This window comes from Parabacteroides sp. TM07-1AC, assembly GCF_003480915.1.
In the GTDB taxonomy this organism is placed as follows: Bacteria; Bacteroidota; Bacteroidia; order Bacteroidales; family Tannerellaceae; genus Parabacteroides; species Parabacteroides chongii.
Map to the genome: position 1 here is coordinate 122,541 of NZ_QUKD01000008.1, position 23,014 is coordinate 145,554.

Below are 23,014 nucleotides of genomic sequence, written 5' to 3' on the forward strand. Positions count from 1 at the left end.
TTGAAACATGAACAAATATAGTAATATATTAATGGGATTCGGCCTGGGTGTAGCCTTAGTGTGCACGACCGGATGCCGTGACGATTTCGCAGATATCAACTCCAGCCCTTCGCAGGTGACTGTGGGTGATCCCTCCTATCTGTTTGCAATGGCTGTGATGGATTTCGATCCGTTTGATTACACCTACTGGTTCTACGATGCACCGATGCTGACCTCATGGACGCAGATGGCGGTACCGACAGGCAGCTTCACGGAAAGTTCTGCACTGACAACCGTTACTGGTGGCGTTAATTATGTGAGAGTATTAAAACTGGCTCACGAAATTACCTACTTGCGCTCCAACATGAGCGAAGAAGATGCAGCCAAACATGCGACAACAGCCGCTTGTGTGGATGTACTGACAGCCTATCTGGCTCTTTCCAGCAGTGATATCAACGGGGATATTCAGTTTACGGAAGCGGGTAATGCCCTGCATGGCGGTACGCTGACTCCGGCTTACGACAGAATCGCCGACCTGTACACCTTGTGGCTGAGTCAGCTGGACAATGCCATCACCGTATTCACTACGGCTTCTGCTACCGAGCAGATTTTTGAAAGCGAACAGGATATTGTCTTCAAAGGTGACCGTGCCAAGTGGGCAAAAGCGGCCAATTCAATGAAACTGAAAATCGCAGCCCGTCTGATTTCTCAAGATAAGGCACGCGCACTGACGATTGCTTCGGAAGTGGCCAATGCCTCTTGTGGCTATATCGACTCTTTGGCTGATGCCATGCTGTTCAATAAAGGTATCGTAAACTCAAGCAATAATGATTACATTTACCACTGGAGCAACGGCTTTATGGATGGAATGGCTTCCAATCAGCGCATAGTCAATTTCATGCTTAAAAACAAAGACCCTCGCGTTCGTTTCCAATACCGTAAAAACGACTGGAACTCTAAAATCGTTCAGGAATTCTACGATCAAGGCAAGGCGATTCCTTCTTATATCGAGGAAAACGTTGAATATACAACCACTGGCGGAAAGAAAACATTCGTGAGATGGAAAGGAATGGGCGAACCTTGGGTACGTTATTACGGTCTTCCGGTTGAATATAATGCCAGCAATAATACTGCTGTCTACGGTGAATGGTTTGACTATAGCAACCGCTACAAAATTACTGACGAAAACGGTCAAAGTGCAAAAACGTATCGCCCCTACTCCATGTATCAGCATCAAATGGTTATCGGACGTAACTATAACTTTACAATGCCGACTCCTCCGGGCGGTCCTGTAATCACTAAAAACGACAGCCGTCCCTGGTACGGACTGTACTTAGGAGGTGGTGAGGTAAACCTGTATTTGGCAGAGTTCAAATTATTGGGAGCCAACCTGCCTGGTACGGCTGAAAGCTATTTCACACAGGGTGTCAAACTGTCTGTTCAGGAATACGATAAAGCAGCTGAATTAAACCAGATTGCTTACTATGGTACTACGTACGATTATGACCCGAACGAAGTTTCCATCGAACTGAAAAGCGGAGAGATCGAAGCGATGCTGGCATCAGCCGATTATCAGCTGACCGGTTCAACCAGCGAACAACTGGAAAAAGTATACTTGCAGCAGTTGATCAACTTCACCATGTATCCTTATGACCAGTTTGTTACGGCCCGCCGTTCAGGCTTGCCTAAATTCAATTCACAGTTTATCAGCCGTGAGAATTTTGCATCTATTCCTGTGACCAACTTCCCTCGCCGTTTCCAGACAGGTGTTCCTAACGAAACGAGCCAGTTGTATCAGATCCAAAGAGATGCCTATGCAGCACAGGGTTATACCATTACAGGTGCCGGCGATGCAAACACATCTATTCTGAACTCAGAACGTACCTGGCAGGATCAGGGTGCTCCGCAATGGGGTGAAGGGCCGAAGAATTAATTCTTTTATTAATAACCTCGAAAGAGTAGTTACAAATTCTGTAACTGCTCTTTCCCATATTCTACTACAATGAGAACATACCTGTTAATCACCATCCTGTGCTGTATAGCAACCGTAGGTAGTGTTAATGCACAGAAGAAACGTCAGATGCTTTTTGAAGATTACTCGAAAGGTGTCGTGTTAATGAAGAACAACTCCAAGACAATGGCAGAGCTTAACTACGATGCCGGCAATCGGAAGATGATGTTCAAAAACGGTTCGGAAGAAATGCTCCTTACCAACGTTGCCCAGATCGATACGGTCTATATTGGGAATGCCAGATTCATTCCGACCGGATCCGGTTTCTATGAGATACTGCAGATACCGAATGGTCTTATCGGTATAAACTGGTTGTTGAAGAATGCATCCCAGGGATATAAAAATGCTTTCGGCGTAACGCAACAGGCTAAAGTGGAAACTCTGAATACGAATCAGTTAAACTATAGCACTTACGAAAATCAATACACTGAAGTTTATAAACTCGCCAATCAGAATGAGTATTGTATTTTCCGTGATGGCACTCCGCTCAAATTCAAAAATAAGAAATCGCTATTAAAACTCTTTCCCGGCAAAGAGAACCTCATCGAAACTTATATCAAAGAGACGAAAACAGACATGAAGAATGCAAAGGATGTCATCACACTTGTTAATTACTGCCTGGGATTATAATCAGGTTAAATAAAAAACGGGTAACGCTGCTTTTTTATAACAGCGCCACCCGTTTTTACATTATAGATCAAAATCCTAAAACGTCAAAGAAAGATCTAACATCAGGTTTCGATATAATATTTTCAAATTCAATCAAAGTCTATTACTGTAAAAGTGAACTTTAATGTCGAGAAAAGAGGAATAGAATACTCCCAATAATCTTGATCTCCATATCCCAACCGATAAGGAATAACAGTTTCTATTCTTTCCCCTTTACGAACTTGTTGTAATACGGCAGACAATCCTTTAATAACACCTGGATCATTCGGACGTATCGTTGTCTCAACCGGATTTCCATCCTTATCACCTACAAAAACTTTTTGAGAGACAGGCAATTCCCCTCTAATAGACACTTTTATATCAGAATTGGGCTGAGGTAAGGAATCGACTTTTCCTACTTCTCCTAACAAGCGATACAACACTGTATCTTCCCCCACAACAAGTTGCTTATAAACTAACTCTCCATCAACCATAGCCTCTTTCTGTTCTTCAAAATAAGCTTGATTACTAGCAATCCAAGCCTTCTGTTCTTCCGTATAAGGATCTATGATTTCACCATTGTCATCACTGCAAGCCACCAAACCGGTAACCATCATCACTGCCCAACACAGGGCTACATACATCGATTTCATTGTTTATTTACACTGTTTAGTTATATATTAATACTTCTTCTCATTCGCCAGATTCCACATATTCAGGAAAGAGGCTTTCGTTATATCGACCACCTTCTCCCAGTTAAGCTTTTCAGTATGGTCGCTTGGCATATGATAGTCCGGATGGCCGTTGGTATGATACCATATAATAGGTATCTCACGTTTGGCAAAAGAACCATTGTCGCTCCCTCCTACCGGCTTGTCCCAGGCATGATAGATCGGCTTCAGGTTCAGACCGTATTTCTTGATGTCATTCTTCAGCCAGTCACCGAAAGCCTTGTTGGCTTCCGTATAGAAATAATCGACCTGTTCGGGAACTGATTCATTCGAGTTACGACCGATCATATCATAGTTCAGATATCCCTTAATATCTTTCAGGAAAGAACAGTTCTGTACAAAATATTCGGAACCCAGCAATCCCTTTTCTTCCCCATCCCAGAAAGCAAAGATCACGGTACGTTCCGGTTGCTGGCCCGATGCCAGGAAAGCTTTCGCTACCTGCAGAACTGCCGATACGCCGGAAGCATTATCATCGGCACCGTTATAAATCTGGTCCCCCTCCAGCATCGGATCGAAACCCAGGTGATCATAGTGTGCTCCGATGATAACGTATTCATTCGGATTCTTTCCTTCTATCTTTCCCAGGATATTGCGCAAGGATAATTTCTGATGTACGCCTTGTTTCAACTGCGCGATCGAATCCGGATGCACCTGGAAACGTCCTCTCTTCTGACGTTCCTTATTATAAGCTTCAAAAGGCTGGTAATAAGAATCATTCAAAGGGGCAATCCCCATGGTCTTCAGATTGGAAACGATATATTCAGCGGCAATACGTCCTCCCTGAAAACCGGCTTCACGCCCTTCCAGTTCATCACTGGCCAAAAAACCGATATATGCCTCAGCATTCTCTTTATTGATTACATTCAGTCCTTTTTCAATAGGCGACTGTGCCCAAAGGGTTGTAGATAGCATGACGGATGCTACAAATAAACCAGCTCTTTTCATCGTATGATTGTGTTTTATAGATTTGTTCCGTGCACAAAGATAGAAGATAAATTGAAGAATTCTAAGGGCTATAAAATAAAAAAAGGCTAATCTTCACTGATCAGCCAGTGTCGAATGCCCATCTTTTTGTCTCTCACCAGTCTTTAAAAAGACATTGGTGAAGAGAAAACATCTAATAATATACTAATCTTTTTGCTTAATTTTTTACGTTAGCGTCCATTTCTTCCAACAGACGACGGATTTCAGCATTTACTCGCTGACTCATTGTTCCATTTCTCATTGATCTATAGCGATCGGCCTGGTAACGCAACATCGCTAAAGTACGAAGATTTTCTTCATTTCTACTTGTCATCATAATCTTTACATTTTTATGTTTCCCACGCTTGGGAAACTTATTAATAATTAACCTAAACTCTAATCTTTTCTTTTTGTTTACAATGCAAAGATAGACACTTTATTTGAAACTATGCTATAAAACATATAAATAATTTCTATCTTTACATTTATTTAATTTATAGTCAGATCTTTTTAGATGCTAAACATGCTGTTTTACCTCCGTCAATTCGCCTGTAACAGAATCAATTACAAAGCCTCTAACCGTTACATCGGAGGGGATCAGCGGATGATTGACAACCTGGTTTACTGTATTCCTCACAGAGCCTTCGGACGAATCAAAACCATGCAGCCATTCTTTAAAGTCGACTCCGCAATAACGTATCATATCGATACGATCTGACGGAATACCCCGCTTCTTCATGGCTTCTATCATGGTATCGCTGTCCATATGTTGTGCCCCGCAATCCGAATGCCCGATGATCATGATCTCAGTAACTCCCAAATCATAAATGGCAACCAGCAAACTGCGTATCACACTACCAAACGGATGCGAGATAACAGCACCGGCATTCTTGATCACTTTCACATCACCGTTCTTGACCCCCAGTGAGGCAGGAAGAAGTTCTGTCAGGCGGGTATCCATACAGGATACGATCGCTATTTTCTTGTCCGGATACTTATTCGTGATAAACTTTTCGTATCCTTTGTTCTTTACGAACTCTTTATTAAATACTAGTAATTCGTCAATCATATGTTTACTTCTTAGTATAGAAACAACTTACGATCAGATAATGTTCAAATGTTCTAATGCTTTGAATATTCCGTCCTCATCGACAGAATCGGTTACATAGTCGGCATATTGTTTCACATCGTCCTCTGCATTGCCCATAGCCACTCCTATCCCGGCATGTTCAAGCATCGCCACATCGTTACCACCGTCACCGAATGCCACGCATTCGTTTAACGGTATCCTAAAATATTCCAGCATTTTATCGATCCCTATGCGCTTGCTGCTTCCGGCAGGCACCACATCTGTAAACAAAGGATTCCAGCGAGTGGATTCACAATGCGACAATATCGGCATGATCTTTTTTTCCTGGTCGGCAGTAAAGAAAGAGACAAGCTGGTAAACAGTCTCACCGCGTATCTCACTCATCGGGCGGATCGGCGGTTCCGGGAAGTTCAGCATATTGAATATCTCTTCTACTGTCTCATCTTTATAATTCATATAAATATCTTTCTCCCGGACAAAGGCACACGGGAAAGATTCTTCCGTCTCCATATACCGGATCAGGGCTTCGACATCCCGGTCAGGGATACTGTGCTTATAAATGACTTTATCACCAGCAAAACAATATCCACCGTTCAACGTTACATATCCGTCAAAGTTCAAATCGCCCAGATTATTTATGGAACTGAAATGCCGCCCCGTAGCTATAAAAACCTTAATACCCTTCTTTCTTAAAAGATCCAACGCTTCGATAGTAGATTGCGGTACTTCGTGAGTTTTAAAACTGACCAATGTTCCGTCTATATCGAAAAAAACTGCCTTAACCATACTTTTTATTATAACCTAAATTTGATACAAAGATAAGAATAAATAAATACATGCATATTTTATATACCTTTGTAAGTAAGATCTTAATAACAATTTAATAGGTAAGCTATGGAATACAGACAATTAGGAGGTTCAGGGCTATATGTACCCGTACTCTGTTTAGGGACTGCCACTTTTGGAGGCACAAACGGTTTTGAAGGTTGGGGTCATACCCAGGTGGAAGAAGCCAGACGCATGATAAACCGCTGCCTGGATGCGGGCGTAAATCTGTTCGATACCGCAGATGCATACTCTGACGGATTATCTGAAAAAATATTGGGAAAAGCAATGGAAGGGCTGAGAAACAAATTATTGATCTCAACCAAAGCGACATTCAACCTAAACCCGGAAAGCCGCAATGCGATGGGTTCTTCCCGTTTTCATCTGATCGAAGCTTGCGAAGCCAGTCTGAAACGGCTGAACACGGATCATATAGATATTTATCATATGCATGGATTCGATGCCAATACGCCGGTAGAGGAAACGCTTCGTGCACTGGACGATCTGATCACGGCAGGTAAGATACGGTATATCGCCTGTTCCAATTTCTCCGGATGGCATCTGATGAAAGCTTTATCAGTATCCGAACGATATGGCTGGAGCCGCTATGTGGCACAGCAGGTTCATTATTCTTTGCTGAACAGGGAGTTCGAATGGGAGTTGATGCCGCTCGGTATCGATCAGAAGGTTGGCTCTATCATCTGGAGTCCGCTTTCTGCCGGCCGCTTAGGCGGGAGATACAGAAGGAACAATCCGATACCGGCTGACGGACGTGTAGCTCGCGGCGGCAGCCCTATTCCTGACGAAGCGACATCTTACGAACGGTTGTACAATATTATGGATGTATTGGATGAAATAGCCGAAGAGACGGGACATACTGTTGCACAATGTGCGTTGAACTGGTTATTGCAACGTCCTACTGTTTCCAGCCTGATTATTGGAGCCAGCACAGAGGAACAATTAAAACAAAACCTGGAAGCTGTCGGGTGGAATCTGACACCGGAACAGGTAAAACGTTTAGATGAAGCCAGCCAGGTCACTCCCGTTTACCCGTATTGGCATCAGGCACAATTCCCGTTCCTGAATGCACAGATTCAGTTTTAGAAAATAGTGACCCCGCCCCTACGGTCGAACCTGCCTGTTCCATTGTGACGGCGCCTGTAAGGGCGGTTCGCGAACCGCCCCTACATTCAAAACTGATCCTTCCGCTCTTATTCCAACCTCTTACACCAAGAACTATAATACTTCTGATTACGTTCATAGATATCGATCAACTTTCTTTCTCTGAGAGGTTTTTCTTTAGCGAGTATATCCTCTTTCACGACTTCCAAAGTTCCACAGGACATTTCATCCACATCACAAACTTCAAAAAAGTCCTCGATCTCCGGCAATAACTCCTCAGGGCAAATATCCAGCATCTCAGCTATCATCAAGCCACCCAATCCGGCTGAATAGATTGAAAGATCGGTCGCATTCTCCTTAAAAAATTGCATCAACTCGCGGTACCACTCCAGTACATCTTCCCGCCTTCCAGGTTCATCGGATATCAAATTCATTGCTATGAACACGACGAATTTGAAATACATATACAGTCCGGGTTCCTTGACAAATGCCAGTAACTCCGGTAATTTGTTACGCCCTACATAATAAAGAGTCAAACCCAAAACATCATCGGTCGAATCTCCAAAATTGATATCCATAAACTCAGAATCCTGACGCATCACTTCGAGGACTGTGTCCAATGCCTCTTCCGCCCTCAATTCCCCCAGGAAGAAAAGAGCATGGATCAACGCAACATCCCCATTATTCTGTCCGATCATATACAATACCATTTGCTGCAAATCGGCTATCAGACTTTCACGAGGAAGGGAAAGGATTTGCTTTATATCCTCCGTCGATAATAGAAAATCATTGTGTGAACCTAAAAGAATCTGCAGTTCCTGATGAAACAGATTCAATTCAGACGGATACATCGGAGGATCATAAGTATAAGGTGTTTCCGGATATTCTTTAAAATCAGGGAATAAATCAGAAAAATCATCTTCCTCCTCATCTGCTATCATTAGTCTAAAATTACCATTCGTACTCTTTTCCAGAGCAGGAAGATATTTGCTTGCTTCCAAATTGCTCTCTACCACCAGATAAGGAGAACCATCCCTGCCATATTCATATTCGATTAAAGGAATATCATCCGTATCTTCTTCCAATATATATTGTGTCAAATCAAAACTCTTATCTGCTTGAATCCCCAGATCCTCCGCATAAGAAATCGCTCCGTAAATAATATTATGAGCCTCATCATAACTTATCTCAGTATGATTTTCCACCATCAGATCCTCTAGTATAGAATCAAAATCAGCCGGTGTTATATTAAACTTAAATATAGAATCTTTCAATCCGAGACAGAGAGTATCGACCAAATAGATCCCGAATGTATAATTTCCACCGGTATGACGACGGGAAACAAGAACTTCTGCTAATCCGACCTCTTGCCAATCAGTTGAAACAAAACACTTGTCTATTGATAGATTCCTGGCTTTCAGGCGAATGTATTTTTCAGGTGAAAGCTGTTGCTGCTGTTGAGCTGGTTTACTTTTCTTTTTAGCCATTTGCTTATTTGTTTAGTCCGTTAAAGATACGATGATTTATTTACTCTATAAAAAAAGCGGGACCTTCTTTCGAAGATTCCGCTTTTACTATTTAGATGATCATTAATCAATTATTCCTCAACACCCCATTGCTGTTTAGCCAGACGCTTGTAGTTATTAAGTCTCCACTTAGCGTTGTCTTCAGCAGCCTGGAACAATTCGCCAGCTTCAGCCGGGAACTGTTTTGTCAGAGATGCGAAACGTACTTCACCCTTCAGGAAGTCCTGGAACTTACTCCAATCCGGTTCTTTGCTATCCAAAGTGAACGGATTCTTGCCTTCAGCTTCCAATGCAGGGTTGTAACGCCACAAATGCCAGTAACCGCATGCTACTGCATCAGCTTCTTCCTGCTGGCTCTTACCCATACCCTTCTTCAAACCGTGGTTGATACAAGGAGCATAAGCGATGATCAATGAAGGACCGTCGTAAGCTTCAGCTTCGCGGATAGCCTTCAATGTCTGTGCCTGGTCAGCACCCATTGCGATCTGAGCAACATATACATAACCATAAGTTGTAGCCATCAGACCCAGGTCTTTCTTACGTACTCTCTTACCAGCAGCTGCAAACTTAGCGATTGCACCGACCGGAGTAGCTTTAGAAGACTGACCGCCTGTGTTAGAATAAACTTCAGTATCCAGAACCAGGATGTTGACGTTCTTACCGGAAGCAATTACATGGTCGAGACCACCGTAACCGATATCGTAAGAAGCACCGTCACCACCGATGATCCACTGTGAACGTTTTACCAGGAAGTGAGAAAGTTCCTTGATCTGTGCGCTAAGCGGACAGCCGTGAGTGATACCTTCTTCAGCAATAGCGATTATCTGAGGAGCCAATTCTTTTGTCTTATCAGCATCGTTCTGGTTTTCAACCCATGCTTTAAGTACTTCTTTTACTTCAGCAGGAGCATTTTCACCAGCAATAATTTCGTTCATTGCATTCGTCAGACGAGCACGCATCTTTTCGTTAGCCAGTTCCATACCCAGACCGAATTCACAGAAGTCTTCGAACAATGAGTTAGCCCAAGCCGGACCCTGTCCTTTATCATTTGTTGTATACGGAGTTGAAGGAACAGAACCTGAATAAATAGAAGAACAACCTGTTGCATTAGCTACCATTTCACGGTCACCGAACAACTGAGTTACCAACTTCACATACGGAGTTTCACCACAACCGGAGCAAGCACCGGAGAACTCAAACAACGGAGTTGCGAACTGAGAGTTCTTCACGTTAGCTTTGATGTCAACCAGGTGTTGTTTGCTTGAAACCTTTTCTGCACAGAAATCCCAGTTCGGAGCTTCAGCCAGCTGAGTTTCCAAAGCAGCCATCTTAAGTGCTTTACCACCCTTCTTCGGATTACCCGGACAAACATCGGCACAGTTACCACAACCCAGACAGTCAAGAACGTCAACCTGGATACGGAACTGCATTCCTTCAAATTGCTTTCCTGTAGCTTTCAAAGAGTTAGAGAACGGAGCAGCAGCCTGTTCAGCAGCATCCAACACAAACGGACGGATAGAAGCATGAGGACAAACATACGCACACTTGTTACACTGGATACAGTTGTCCGGTTCCCAAACAGGAACAAAAGCAGCTACACCGCGTTTTTCGTATTTAGCTGTTCCCTGATGCCATGTACCGTCTTCGATACCTTCGAATGCAGAAACCTTCAACAGGTCGCCATCCTGAGCATTGATAGGACGAACTACTTCGTTGATGAAAGCAGGATCGTTGTTTGCTACAACCTCATCATCCGGCAAGTTAGCCCATGACGGATCGACAGCAAGCTGAGTATATTCGCCACCACGATCGACAGCAGCATAGTTCTTATTAACTACATCTTCACCTTTCTTACCGTAAGACTTCACGATGAATTTCTTCATCTGTTCGATAGCCAGGTCAACAGGAATTACACCTGTGATACGGAAGAATGCAGACTGAAGGATTGTATTGGTACGGTTACCCAAACCGATTTCCAATGCGATCTGAGTTGCATTGATGTAGTAAACAGTAATGTTTTTCTGAGCGAAATAACGTTTTACCTTATTCGGCAGGTGTTTAGCCAGCTCTTCACCATTCCATACGGTGTTCAACAGGAATGTACCGTTTTCACGCAAACCACGAGTTACATCGTACATACGCAAGTAAGCCTGAACGTGGCAAGCAACGAAGTTCGGAGTATTTACCAAATAAGTGGAACGGATCGGATGGTCACCGAAACGCAGGTGAGAACAAGTGAAACCACCAGACTTCTTAGAGTCATAAGAGAAATATGCCTGGCAATATTTATTTGTATTGTCACCGATGATCTTTACAGAGTTCTTGTTAGCACCGACAGTACCGTCAGCACCCAAACCGTAGAACTTAGCTTCGAACATACCTTCGCCACCCAGAGCGATTTCTTCTTTCTGAGGAAGAGAAGTGAATGTAACGTCGTCTACGATACCAATTGTGAACTGATTCTTCGGCATCGGCAATGCCAGGTTTTCGTAAACTGCAAGGATCTGAGCAGGAGTAGTATCCTTAGAACCCAAACCATAACGGCCACCCACGATTACCGGAGCATCGGCCTGACCATAGAAACATTCTTTTACGTCCAAATATAACGGTTCGCCGTTAGCACCCGGTTCTTTTGTTCTGTCAAGAACTGCGATACGTTTTGCAGTCTTAGGAACAGCAGCCAGGAAGTGCTTAGCAGAGAACGGACGATACAAGTGAACTGAAACCAAACCAACTTTTTCACCCTGAGCTGTCAGGTGGTCGATAGCTTCACGGGCAGCTTCCGTTACAGAACCCATTGCGATAATTACGCGTTCTGCATCTTCTGCTCCGTAATAATCGAACAAACCGTATTTACGGCCTGTCAGCTTGGAGATTTCGTTCATATATTCTTCTACGATAGCAGGAACTGCTTCATAGTATTTGTTTGAAGATTCTCTGTGCTGGAAGAAGTGATCCGGGTTTTCAGCCATACCGCGAGCTTCCGGTTTTTCCGGATTCAATGCACGTGCACGGAATTCAGCCAACGCCTTCTGGTCGATCAGCGGAGCCAGATCCTCATTTTCCAACGCTTCGATCTTCTGGATTTCGTGTGATGTACGGAAACCGTCGAAGAAGTTCACGAAAGGAACGCGAGACTTGATAGTAGCCAAATGAGCTACACCTGCCAAGTCCATAACTTCCTGAACAGAACCTTCTGCCAACATTGCGAAACCAGTCTGACGTGCAGACATAACATCCTGATGGTCGCCGAAGATACACAAAGCGTGTGAAGCCAGTGTACGGGCAGACACATGGAATACGCAAGGAAGCAACTCACCAGCAATCTTGTACATATTAGGGATCATCAGCAACAATCCCTGAGAAGCTGTGTAAGTTGAAGTCAGGGCACCGGCTTGCAAAGAACCGTGAACTGCACCTGCAGCACCACCTTCTGATTGCATTTCCTGTACCAAAACCGTTTCGCCGAAAATGTTCTTACGTCCGGCGGCAGCCCATTCGTCTACATATTCTGCCATTGTAGACGACGGAGTGATGGGGTAAATAGCGGCTACTTCGCTGAACATATATGAAATATGAGCAGCAGCCTGGTTACCATCACAGGTCAAAAATTTCTTCTGTTTTGTCATAGACTCTTACTATTAGTATTTAAAAGAATTTTATTAGTATAAAAAGCCAAAAAGCCAAAGCGGGATCATATTGCCATCTCCTACTTCAACCTTGTCTATTGCATAGTATAAATCGGGATTATTTTTCACCTTCATACTCTCCTCTATCCTGAAATTATACTTTTCATTTACCAAAAAGTGAGCGTTCTTAATTCCTTCGTTCAGTTTATTGTCTTTCAAAAGCTGGTTATAGAAAAAAGATTCGCGCACAGCCTGTATGTTCACCTCCATCGGACGGATGGGGTACATCAGATTCGAATTGTACATATATACGGTAGAGGGTTTTTTCGGAAACGATTCGCCTACCGGATACAGCATATTCATCAAACGGGCATCGGTCAGATATTTAATATAATTCATCACAGTTGCCCGTGAAGTTTCTATGTCTTTACTTAACTGGCTGACGTTTGGCGTACATGGCGCACTGATCGCCAGCAAATATAATAATTTTCGGAGCTTCGGCAGATAACTTTGCTCGATTTGTTTAATATAAAGAACATCTACCTCCAGCATCATATTCATTGTCTTTAGCAGATTCTCCGAAAAATTACGTTTCTCCAAGAAAAAAGGATAAAAACCATGGTGCAGGTAATCCTGAAAATAAGCCATCGGTTTGGCTACCGAGCAGATATTACGGGCAATTTCCTGATGCTTTTCGATCACTTCCTCAAATGTATACGCCGGAAAATTATTTCCCGACATCAGATTCAGAAACTCACGGAAAGAAAAACCACGTAAATTATAAGAAACAACTTTACCTGAGAGATCCGGATTTTCCTCTTTCAGCCGCATTACAGACGAACCGGAAAAGATAATCTTCAGATCTTCAAAATTATCATAACAGTAACGTAACTCTTTCGACCATCCGGAATATTTAAAAACCTGGTCGATCAACAAAACTTTCCCTCCTTTCGCCCTGAACTCAGAAGCAAAATCGACTAAAGTACGTTCCGTAAAATAAAAATGATTCAGATTAATGTATAGGCACTCCTTATTATCAGCACCAAAATGTTCGCGAGCATAATCCAGTAAAAAAGTAGTCTTTCCTACCCCACGAGAGCCTTTGATACCGATCAACCGGTCATTCCAGTTAATCTCATCCATCAGCCCCCGGCGTACCGGTGCATGCAAATGTTCTACAAGGTATTTATGTGTTTTAAAGAATGCTTCCACCTTACTGTCTTACTATATAGGCCACAAAGATAGAAAATATCCGCTACTTTGCAATACCGAGATAGCAATTTTATTTTCAGTTGGCAATCCAAAGTTAACAATGCGTATTGACGTTTGAGAATTCAGAGTTGGCAGTTAATGGTATTTTTTAGAAATAACCACTAACTGTCAAACCTTTATCTTATTTATTCAATTATCGTTACCCATCCGTATGTATCAGGTTCATCACCATACTGGATACCACGCAGTTTATGATATAATTTTTCACAAACAGGTCCCGGCTTGCCATCTTTAGCAATTACATAAGACTTGTTGATGTCCAGATCGTCGATTTGTGAGATCGGAGCGATAACGGCTGCTGTTCCACATTCCGCTGCTTCATCAAATGTTGCGAGTTCTTCCACCGGAACCGGACGACGTTCAACTGTCAGTCCCATATCTGCAGCTAATTGCTGCAAACTCTTGTTGGTGATTGAAGGCAGGATAGAATGAGACTGCGGAGTGATATAGCTATTACCACGGATACCGAAGAAGTTTGCCGGACCACATTCGTCCAGATATTTCTTTTCTTTCGGATCCAGATAAAGAACGGCTGCATATCCTTTTTCCTTTGCTTTTTCACCGGCAACAAGGCTGGCGGCATAGTTACCACCGACTTTGATCGTACCTGTTCCCTGAGGCGCAGCGCGGTCGTATTCACGCATGATACAAACCTTCGACGGTTTGAAACCACCTTTGAAATAAGGTCCTACCGGTGTTACGAATATCATAAACATATACTCGGGAGCCGGCTTCACACCAACCTGTGCACCCAAACCGATCATCAGCGGGCGGATATATAGGGCTGCTCCACTCTCGTAAGGAGGAACAAAACGTTCGTTCAATTTCACTACTTTGCGAACTGCTTCTTCAAACATTTCTACAGGAAGTTCAGCCATCTTGATGCCACGGCTGGAAGCTTGCATACGTTTGCCGTTTTCATCCATACGGAATACACGGATCTTCCCGTCTTTCCCCTTGAATGCTTTCAAACCTTCAAACGACTCCTGTCCGTAATGGAGGCAGGTTGCTGCCATGTGGATATTAATAATTTCAGAAGAGCTAACTTCCAATTCACCCCACTTACCATCGCGATAGTAACACCGTACATTGTAGTCTGTCTTCATATAACCGAATGCAAGATCAGACCAATTCATATTTTCCATATCATTGTCGTAATTAGATTATGAACGCAAAAGTAAGCTATTTCAGATGATAATTGTTACTTTTGCAGCAAAAATAATTAAAATATGAAAGTAATTGATCTGATCAACGGCAGTAAAACGACTGCTTTCTCATTCGAAATACTTCCGCCCTTGAAAGGGAACAGCATACAGAAAGTGTACAATGTGATTGATAGACTGAAAGAATTCGATCCTAAATACATTAATATAACCTCCCATCACAGCGAATACATTTATAAAACGCTTCCCGACGGAAGTTTTCAGAAAGTGAATATCCGCAAGCGTCCGGGATCGGTGGCTATTGCTTCCGCCATTCAGAATAAATACGGCATTCCGGCGGTTCCACATATTATATGTAAGGGATTTACGAAGGATGAAACGGAATATGCACTGATCGACCTGAATTTCCTGGGCGTATACGATTTGTTATTGCTTCGCGGAGACGTAAAAACACTGGAAGCCGGACAGAACACCGATTTGTATCATGAGCATGCTACCGACCTGCAGCAGCAGGTGAATGATTTCAATAAAGGGATTGCTATAGACGGTTCTACTTTTGAGGCTAACGAAACGCCGTTCTCATACGGTATGGCTTGTTATCCGGAAAAGCATGAAGAGGCTCCGAATATGGAGTCGGATATCTTTTATCTGAAAGAAAAAGTGAAGAACGGGGCTGATTATCTGGTTACGCAGATGTTCTTCGATAATGAAAAGTATTTTTCGTTTGTGGATCGTTGCCGGGCAGAAGGCATTACGGTTCCGATTGTTCCGGGAATCAAGCCGGTCGTATTTAAAAGTCAGCTGACTGTATTACCGAAGATCTTCCGCTCAGACATTCCGGAACCTTTTGCAGCTGAATTGCGCAAATGCAAAAATGACGATGAAGTAAAAGCCGTTGGTGTAGAATGGTGTATTCAACAATGTAAAGACCTGATCGCTCATGGAGTTCCAAGCCTGCATTTCTATACGATGATGGCAACGGACAGTGTCTATAAAGTAGCGAAAGAAATTTACTAAACAATAGGAAAAAACGCTATTGAGCATCCGAATAATATGCCTTTCGATAATTATGGAAAGACCTTTTGATAGCTTTCGAAAGGTCTTCCCATAGTTGTCGAAAAGCCTTCCCATAGCTATCGAAAGGCAGATTGTTCGAAACTATCTGAAAAAATCATTGAGAAACTATCTGAAAACAAACAGGATAGTTTTATTAAACAGTACGATTCAACTCCTTATCTTCGCAATTAAAAAAACCATCAATACGAATGTTGTTGTTCACACCAATCTCAACAACAGCAAAACTATTATTCCCGGGTAACTCTCCCTCTATCATCCCTCTCATTGTCCAGTAATGGATATTATTACGGAAGCTGTAATGCCCCGGATGATGATGCCCCTGAAATACAGCAAGTATATTTCCATTTTCTTCCAGCAAGGGAACGACCTCATCCGCATTGCCGACACAAAGCGCTTTACTTATATCAGAGAAACTATCCAGCAACTGATGTATAAAAATCAGGATCGGCTTATTTTTATCTTTTAATTCTTCCTGCAGCCATTGGATCTGGTCTTTAGGGATAAAAGCTTTTGTCCAAACAAAATTACCTTTATCGTAAGGTGTTCCGTCTGGATTATTATTTGCATCCAGAACAATGAATTTTATATTGTTACAGGTAAATGAGTAATATGTTTTCTTATCGGCATCACCATGATTGGAGGTATGTTGTAAAAAGTCTTCCTTGGAAATACTATCCATGTCGTGGTTACCCAACACATGATAAACAGGTCCCCGGAAAGTTTGGAACTCTTTTTCTATTTCATCCAGATAAGTAATTGTCTGCTCTCTCTGAGGAACATTGTCCTGATCCTTCAGATCCCCCAGCTCTATCACAAAATCCAAGTTTGAGTTATTAAAGACCTTTATAGCTTCTTTCAACTTCTCCATAGTTTGAGGGAAATAACGTGTTCCGTAAGGTTCACGCCTCGAATAATGCAAATCGGTAACAACCCCAAAACGGACTGGTCGTTGCTGCTGATCGCAGGAAATCAAAGAAGGAGAAGCAGCCAGAAGCAACACTCCTCCACAGGTTCTTTTTAGAAATAAACGTCTGTTCATCATATTGTCAGTTTCACGGATTTGAAATAAGACCATAAAGTTAAGAAAAAGTGAATATGACAAACACACAGAACGGCTAAATCATTAATAATTTACGCCTGACTCAAACCCTAATGCAGCTTTTTCGTATCTTTGCGCGTCATTTATGTATAAAAATCTGTTATATCGATAGGGGTTTTTGAAAGATCTCTGTCTTACAGATAAAATTTAAAAGAAGACAAAAATGAAATACGTATTATTTATTGCAATGGACCTTGCAGTATATCCTTTTCTACTGTTATTCTATGTCGCAAAATGTATCTTTGAGAAAATACAACCGATACACTAATGACTATTTCTTATTTCTCCCGATTATTCGTACCTTTGTTCTGACAACACAAAAGGGACATTCATGTATTTCAAAGATATAATCGGTCAGGAAGAAATAAAGAAACAACTTATCCATTCGGCACATACAGGTGTCGTACCACATGCCCAGTTATTTACGGAACAGGGAGGTGCAGGTGCTTTTCCTTTGGCTCTGGCTTATGCCCGCTACCTGAATTGCACCCACCGGACAGAGACGGATGCTTGCGGAACCTGTCCATCCTGCCTGAAATATAATGAACTGGCACACCCTGATTTGCATTTTGTCTTTCCTATCGTTGCCAAAAAAGAAAAGAAAAAAGAAGTCTGCGACGATTATCTGAGCGAATGGCGTGGTTTCCTCAAAGATCGTCCCTATTTCAATATAGACGGATGGCTCGACTATATCGATGCAGGCAACTCACAAGCGATCATCTATTCAAAGGAAAGCGACGAGATCATCCGCAAGCTGAATCTGAAAATATATGAAGCCACTTATCGAATCCTGATGGTCTGGCTGCCGGAAAAATTACATCCGACCTGTGCGAACAAACTCCTGAAAGTGATAGAGGAACCTCCTTTGAACACCGTCATATTGATGGTTTCGGAAATACCCGATCAGGTATTGGGCACTATCCTGTCACGTGCCCAGCGGATCAATGTCCGTTCCATCCACCCCGAAGCGATAACGGCTGCTATGATGGCACAATTCGGTTTGGCTCCAGACGATGCCAAGCATGTGGCTCATCTGGCAAACGGCAATTACCTGAAAGCCGTGGAAGCGATCAGTCTGAGTGAAGAGAACAGCTTCTACCTGGAGCAATTCAAAACGATGATGCGCAACTCCTGGGCGCGGAATGTAAAAGGAATGAAAGCAATGGGAGATATCCTTGCCGGCATCGGACGCGAACGCCAAAAGAACTTCCTGCAATATTGCCAGCATCTGATCCGCGAAAACTTCATGTACCGTTTCCAGTCGCCCGACTTAAACTATATGAATATGGATGAAGCCGGCTTCGCCGTCAAGTTCGCTCCTTTCGTAAACGAACGGAATGTGTTCGACATCATGGAAGAACTGGCTAAAGCGGAACGCCACATCACACAGAATGTGAATGCCAAGATGGTCTTTTTCGATCTTTCATTGCGGCTTACGGTTTTGATAAAACGATAATATTTATATCATAACCTTTTATTTCGCCAGTTTCCTTTCCACAAATAGAAGAAAGAGATCAGCAACATCATATTATAAACATGCTCCGTTGTCCAGCAAACGGCAACATCGGCATGTAACCAGATACCGACTATAAACGTGTAGGACACATACACAAAGATACTTGCCATATCGATCCATAAAGCCACCTGCGTATTCCCCGTACCCGAAACACTGAAAAAATAAATGAACGCCGGTACGGCTAGCAGATAAGAAGAAAGCATCACCCACAACGAGGGTACAGAATTTTGGATCAGATCCGGATTATCCGTATAGATGCGCAAAACCAAATCCGGGAACAAGGCGATCAATATAGCTAACGGCAGCACGAAGAAATAACAAAGCCGTATCATACGTCCGCATAATCCCAGGACCTGATCCGATTTACCGGAACCGATCAGGTTACTGACCAAAGAGCTGGATGTGGAAGCAAACGCATTCACAAACATAAAAAGAAAAGAAGAAATACTCCTCACCACATTCGTAACAGCCAACGGACGTTCTCCCTGATGCTCCATCACCACAAAGAAGATAAACCACCCCACGAATGCAATACCATGCTGTACCATAATCCAGACAGACACATTCAATATTTGTTTGAGCATCCTGAAATCGATCCCCACAAAACTGAACATCGCATATTTCTTATAATCGATCTTCTTCCAGGTATAAATAATAAAGAACAGGACCGACACCGCCTCTGAAATAGAGGAAGCAATCGCAGCACCGGCAATTCCCAATGCAGGAAAACCGAACTTACCGAATATCAGGATATAATTCAGGACAACATTGGTCAATACCATCACGACTGAATTGGCAGTCAATATCTTTGTCTTGGTGATACCCACATAAAATGCCCTGAACATGACGGCAATAAAAGAGAAGAAAAAGCCATACACACGCCAGTCGACATAACTCATGGTAGCCCGATACACATCGTCCGAACCGATCAGTTTCCTAAGGATCAACGGAGAATACAAATGAGATGCGGTAAATAAAACCGCCGCAAGTAACAACAGAAAAAGTGTCCCTTGCATAAAGACCGGACCGATCCGTGTATAATCGTGAGCACCGTTGCGCCGGGCAATCAGAACCTGCGCTCCGACACTGAAGCCGAACCCCAACATATAAATAACCAGGTAATACACACCGGCCAATGCCGATGCACCTAATTCAACCTCTCCTACCCGACCCAAATAAGCCGTGTCGGTCAACCCGATCATGTGCTCCATCAGCAAACTGATAAGTACAGGATAGGTAATCTGCCAGATTTGTTTATTCGTAAATTGCATAAAGGATATTCAAAAGGATTGCAAAGGTAGTAATAAGAAGTTTTCCACACAATATAACGGATAAATATCCGTTTACCAATTTAGTCATGTAAGCATTCGATGTAACGCATAGTCATATCCCTACATAAAAAGTGTTTCACCCTGATGAAACAGTTGTTCCACCTAGGAGAAACAGTTGTTTCATCAGGGTGAAACACTTTTGGAAATACTATCTTCACATCTTCATTTGACCATATAACATAATAAAGATAGAGCAATGAATTGTAAAACACTCCTGACATTCCTTATGATCGTCTGCTTTTGTAGTTGTAACGGACAAAATACGAACGCAAACAATATCACGGATGCGACTCCGATGGCTGTTAACCGGTTCGATAAAGCGTTGTATGAATTAATTTGTTCCGATGACACCACGCTCAATCAGCAGTTATTAAATCAATATCCTCAAATGACAGAGATTCTGGGGAAAGGTATTCTGAATATGCAGTCACCGGATCTGCCCGGCTTTTTCACCAAGTTGGAAAACTTTTATTCGGAGCCGACCCTGAAAAAGCTCTATGCGGATGCTATTGCAAAATACGAATCGGTAACAGAAATGGAACAATCACTTGGTAATGCATTTGCCTGGGTACATGAAAAATTTCCGGCAATGCAAATTCCGGCTTTATATATGCACGTTTCCGGTTTAAATCAGAATGTACTGGTCGGAGATAGCCTATTGTCTATTTCCATCGATAAATATATGGGGCAGGATTATCCGCTATACCAGGATTTTTTCTATGATTATCAACTTCGCAAGATGCAACCGTCACATATAGTTCCCGATTATGTCGCAGGTTGGCTGATGTCCGAATATCCTTTCACCGGCAAAGAGAATGTACTACTCGACCGGATGGTCTATGAAGGTAAGATCAAATATCTGGTTTTATCTGCCTTACCGGATATGTCTCCCGCCCAATTGTTCGGTTACACGGACGAAGCATGGGAATGGTGCAAAAACAATGAAGCAAATCTTTGGAAAGCGATTGTCGAACGTAAACATTTGTACACACCGGATCAGATGGCTACTACAAAATATTTTGAAGATATGCCCGCACAATTCCTGGCAAGCGATGCTCCCGGCAATATCGGAAGCTGGGTAGGACTGCAAATCATTCTGAAGTATATGAATGAAACCAATGCAACCCCCGAAGCACTGATGAAAAACGAAAATGCACAGGATATACTAACTCTATCTAAATATAAACCATAAGACATAAAAAAACCGCCCTATTCTCACGAACAAGACGGATAACCTAATCTAACTTAATTCTAATACCATGAAAAACACTATATCTTAATAACAGGGGTTGAAGAAAAAAGTTCAACGAACCTGTTTATTTTTATTTCTTTCACAAAGTAAAGATCGTGCGAAACCAAAAGCACTGTACCATTGTAGTCCTTGATGGCCGCTGTTATTATACTAACACTCCGGATATCCAAATTGTTCGTTGGTTCATCCAAAACAAATATATCCGGCGTGCTATTACTGACCATCAGGCAGCAGATAGCAAGCCTCATCTTCTCCCCACCGCTTAATTTTGAACAGTTTTTATCCCATGTACCGACCGGAAAAAGGAAACGGCTCAGGATCATTTTTAACTCATGCTCCGGTTTGGCAAACAGGTTGAATTGCTCCAACTGTTCAAAAACCGTCAGGTGAGGTTTCACGATCGAATATTCCTGGTCGATATATACATATTTGAAGTCTGCACGGGTAATCGTTCCCTCAGTCGGTTCCAATTCGCCCAGCAGCAACTTCAGCAATGTCGTTTTTCCCGCTCCGTTATTTCCGCTGAACTGGATACGGTCGCCACTCCGAACCTGCAGGTTCAACGGTTCTTTCCATAAACCATCCTGACCATAGCCAAAGTTCATATCCTTTACAGTGATCAATATTTTACCGGTATGAAGATTGGGGGAATTGAAATCCGTCTTCATCTGTTTCATATCCGGCAGCGTGTTCTGGATATCCGTAATGGTGGAATTGATCGAACCCATTTTCTCATCGTGTATATCCTTCAATTTAACGGTACTTTGTTCGGCATGCTGTTTCATGGCTCCCATCATTATCCGGGGAATGCCTTTCTTTATGGCTGCTTTCTCCCCTCTTACACTCGATTTGCTCTTTCTTTCAAGTGTTTCCCGGGCAATCTTCTTTGCCAACCGCAACTCTTTTTCTTTCTCGCTCAATTGATTCTGCAAGGCTGTCAATGCGAACTCTTTCTGTTTTTTATAAAAGTCGTAATTTCCACCATACAATGTAATCTTACTTCTTTCCAGTTCACAGGTGTAAGGCAGCAGGTTGAGCAGTGTCCTGTCATGGCTGACAATAAGCATGGTGGCACGGCTCGACTCGATAAAGCTATAAAGTTTCTTTCTGCTATTTACATCCAGATGGTTGGTCGGTTCGTCCATCAGGATGATCTCAGGAGAATGTATCTGAATACCGGCTAAATACACTTTCGTCTTTTCACCGCCGCTCAATGTACTCATCGATTGGTTCAGCCGGATATGTTCCAATCCCCAGGAGGAAAGGGCGGCCAGGCTTCGTTCTTCAATATTCCAGTCATCATCCAGAACGGTAAAATTATCGGCCGACGCATCTCCCGCTATAATGGCATGTAATGCATTGATTTTGGATTCGACCAACAAGGCTTGTACCACAGTCAACTGATCGTATTGACCGAAATGTTGCGGCACATAATAGGGTTTGGAAGAACAAACGACCTCCCCGGAGGAGGGTTTCAGACTTCCTTCAATAATACGTAACAAAGTTGATTTACCGGAACCGTTATTTCCCACTAATGATAATTGCTCCCCTTTGTTTACCGTCAAACTGATATCTTGAAATAGTGGTTCTTTATCCGCATGGATATAGCAAAGCTGTTGTACTGATATGCACATAGTCTATCTGCTTTAAAAATGTTAGAAACTAAAATCTGGAAATAAAAAATGCGCCAGGATACAGCGCAGGACATAGCCGAAAGGTTATACAGAAACTTACTCCCGTTTAGATCGGGAGCTACTCATAAATATGTTCTGAAACC

Annotated in this window: 18 protein-coding genes; 6 read left to right on the top strand and 12 right to left on the bottom strand. The window is 42.7% G+C overall.

The features are described from left to right. Window positions 1-7: 7 nt before the first annotated feature. The gene (locus tag DXD68_RS16190) at window positions 8-1,912 is read left to right on the top strand and encodes a SusD/RagB family nutrient-binding outer membrane lipoprotein (RefSeq protein ID WP_122362564.1); all 1,905 of its coding nucleotides are present in this window, start codon (window positions 8-10) and stop codon (window positions 1,910-1,912) included. A 69-nt stretch (window positions 1,913-1,981) separates the two neighbouring features. Then, on the top strand, window positions 1,982-2,620 hold the full coding sequence (locus tag DXD68_RS16195) for a hypothetical protein (protein WP_147383002.1): 639 nt from the start codon (window positions 1,982-1,984) through the stop codon (window positions 2,618-2,620). 128 nt (window positions 2,621-2,748) lie between these two features. Here the strand turns inward: DXD68_RS16195 and DXD68_RS16200 are convergent, their stop codons facing one another. The 5 genes from DXD68_RS16200 to DXD68_RS16215 all read right to left on the bottom strand — a co-directional run bounded on the left by DXD68_RS16200 (window position 2,749) and on the right by DXD68_RS16215 (window position 6,211). After that, a complete protein-coding gene (locus DXD68_RS16200; RefSeq protein ID WP_233577189.1) occupies window positions 2,749-3,282 on the bottom strand; it encodes an FKBP-type peptidyl-prolyl cis-trans isomerase in 534 nt (177 codons plus the stop codon). Between the two features lie 36 nt (window positions 3,283-3,318). Continuing rightward, window positions 3,319-4,317, bottom strand: coding sequence for a M28 family metallopeptidase (locus tag DXD68_RS16205; protein WP_122362567.1), 999 nt, complete (start codon window positions 4,315-4,317; stop codon window positions 3,319-3,321). 196 nt (window positions 4,318-4,513) lie between these two features. Beyond that, window positions 4,514-4,672 carry a hypothetical protein gene (locus tag DXD68_RS24315; RefSeq protein ID WP_199715706.1) on the bottom strand — a complete coding sequence of 53 codons (159 nt, stop codon included), beginning with the start codon at window positions 4,670-4,672 and terminating at the stop codon, window positions 4,514-4,516. A gap of 180 nt (window positions 4,673-4,852) precedes the next feature. Beyond that, window positions 4,853-5,404: a beta-class carbonic anhydrase gene (locus DXD68_RS16210; RefSeq protein ID WP_122362568.1), complete on the bottom strand. Its 552-nt coding sequence runs from the start codon at window positions 5,402-5,404 to the stop codon at window positions 4,853-4,855. 33 nt (window positions 5,405-5,437) lie between these two features. Continuing rightward, entirely contained in the window at window positions 5,438-6,211 is a 774-nt protein-coding gene (locus DXD68_RS16215; RefSeq protein WP_122362569.1) for a Cof-type HAD-IIB family hydrolase, read from the bottom strand. A 108-nt stretch (window positions 6,212-6,319) separates the two neighbouring features. On the opposite strand from DXD68_RS16215, the gene DXD68_RS16220 reads away from it, so the two are divergent. Then, a complete protein-coding gene (locus DXD68_RS16220) occupies window positions 6,320-7,354 on the top strand; it encodes an aldo/keto reductase (RefSeq protein ID WP_122362570.1) in 1,035 nt (344 codons plus the stop codon). 107 nt (window positions 7,355-7,461) lie between these two features. Here the strand turns inward: DXD68_RS16220 and DXD68_RS16225 are convergent, their stop codons facing one another. The 4 genes from DXD68_RS16225 to DXD68_RS16240 form a co-directional block, all read right to left on the bottom strand. Continuing rightward, complete coding sequence (locus DXD68_RS16225) at window positions 7,462-8,859, bottom strand: DUF1186 domain-containing protein (RefSeq protein WP_122362571.1); 1,398 nt, start codon at window positions 8,857-8,859, stop codon at window positions 7,462-7,464. 110 nt (window positions 8,860-8,969) lie between these two features. Beyond that, window positions 8,970-12,527, bottom strand: coding sequence for a pyruvate:ferredoxin (flavodoxin) oxidoreductase (gene nifJ, locus DXD68_RS16230; RefSeq protein WP_122362572.1), 3,558 nt, complete (start codon window positions 12,525-12,527; stop codon window positions 8,970-8,972). A gap of 33 nt (window positions 12,528-12,560) precedes the next feature. Next, entirely contained in the window at window positions 12,561-13,739 is a 1,179-nt protein-coding gene (locus DXD68_RS16235; RefSeq protein WP_075557002.1) for an ATP-binding protein, read from the bottom strand. A gap of 185 nt (window positions 13,740-13,924) precedes the next feature. Next, complete coding sequence (locus DXD68_RS16240) at window positions 13,925-14,944, bottom strand: branched-chain amino acid aminotransferase (protein ID WP_122362573.1); 1,020 nt, start codon at window positions 14,942-14,944, stop codon at window positions 13,925-13,927. A gap of 84 nt (window positions 14,945-15,028) precedes the next feature. On the opposite strand from DXD68_RS16240, the gene metF reads away from it, so the two are divergent. Then, complete coding sequence (gene metF, locus DXD68_RS16245) at window positions 15,029-15,979, top strand: methylenetetrahydrofolate reductase [NAD(P)H] (protein ID WP_122362574.1); 951 nt, start codon at window positions 15,029-15,031, stop codon at window positions 15,977-15,979. Window positions 15,980-16,172: 193 nt separating this feature from the next. Here the strand turns inward: metF and DXD68_RS16250 are convergent, their stop codons facing one another. Further along, complete coding sequence (locus DXD68_RS16250; RefSeq protein WP_199715708.1) at window positions 16,173-17,078, bottom strand: metallophosphoesterase; 906 nt, start codon at window positions 17,076-17,078, stop codon at window positions 16,173-16,175. Between the two features lie 391 nt (window positions 17,079-17,469). Here DXD68_RS16250 and DXD68_RS16260 point away from each other — a divergent pair, with 391 nt between their 5' ends. Beyond that, on the top strand, window positions 17,470-18,594 hold the full coding sequence (locus DXD68_RS16260) for an ATP-binding protein (RefSeq protein ID WP_122362576.1): 1,125 nt from the start codon (window positions 17,470-17,472) through the stop codon (window positions 18,592-18,594). 8 nt (window positions 18,595-18,602) lie between these two features. Here the strand turns inward: DXD68_RS16260 and DXD68_RS16265 are convergent, their stop codons facing one another. Continuing rightward, window positions 18,603-19,925 carry an MATE family efflux transporter gene (locus DXD68_RS16265; protein WP_122362577.1) on the bottom strand — a complete coding sequence of 441 codons (1,323 nt, stop codon included), beginning with the start codon at window positions 19,923-19,925 and terminating at the stop codon, window positions 18,603-18,605. Between the two features lie 256 nt (window positions 19,926-20,181). On the opposite strand from DXD68_RS16265, the gene DXD68_RS16270 reads away from it, so the two are divergent. Further along, complete coding sequence (locus DXD68_RS16270; protein ID WP_122362578.1) at window positions 20,182-21,177, top strand: gliding motility protein GldB; 996 nt, start codon at window positions 20,182-20,184, stop codon at window positions 21,175-21,177. Between the two features lie 77 nt (window positions 21,178-21,254). Here the strand turns inward: DXD68_RS16270 and DXD68_RS16275 are convergent, their stop codons facing one another. Further along, window positions 21,255-22,871, bottom strand: coding sequence for an ABC-F family ATP-binding cassette domain-containing protein (locus DXD68_RS16275; protein WP_122362579.1), 1,617 nt, complete (start codon window positions 22,869-22,871; stop codon window positions 21,255-21,257). Between the last annotated feature and the right edge of the window lie 143 nt (window positions 22,872-23,014).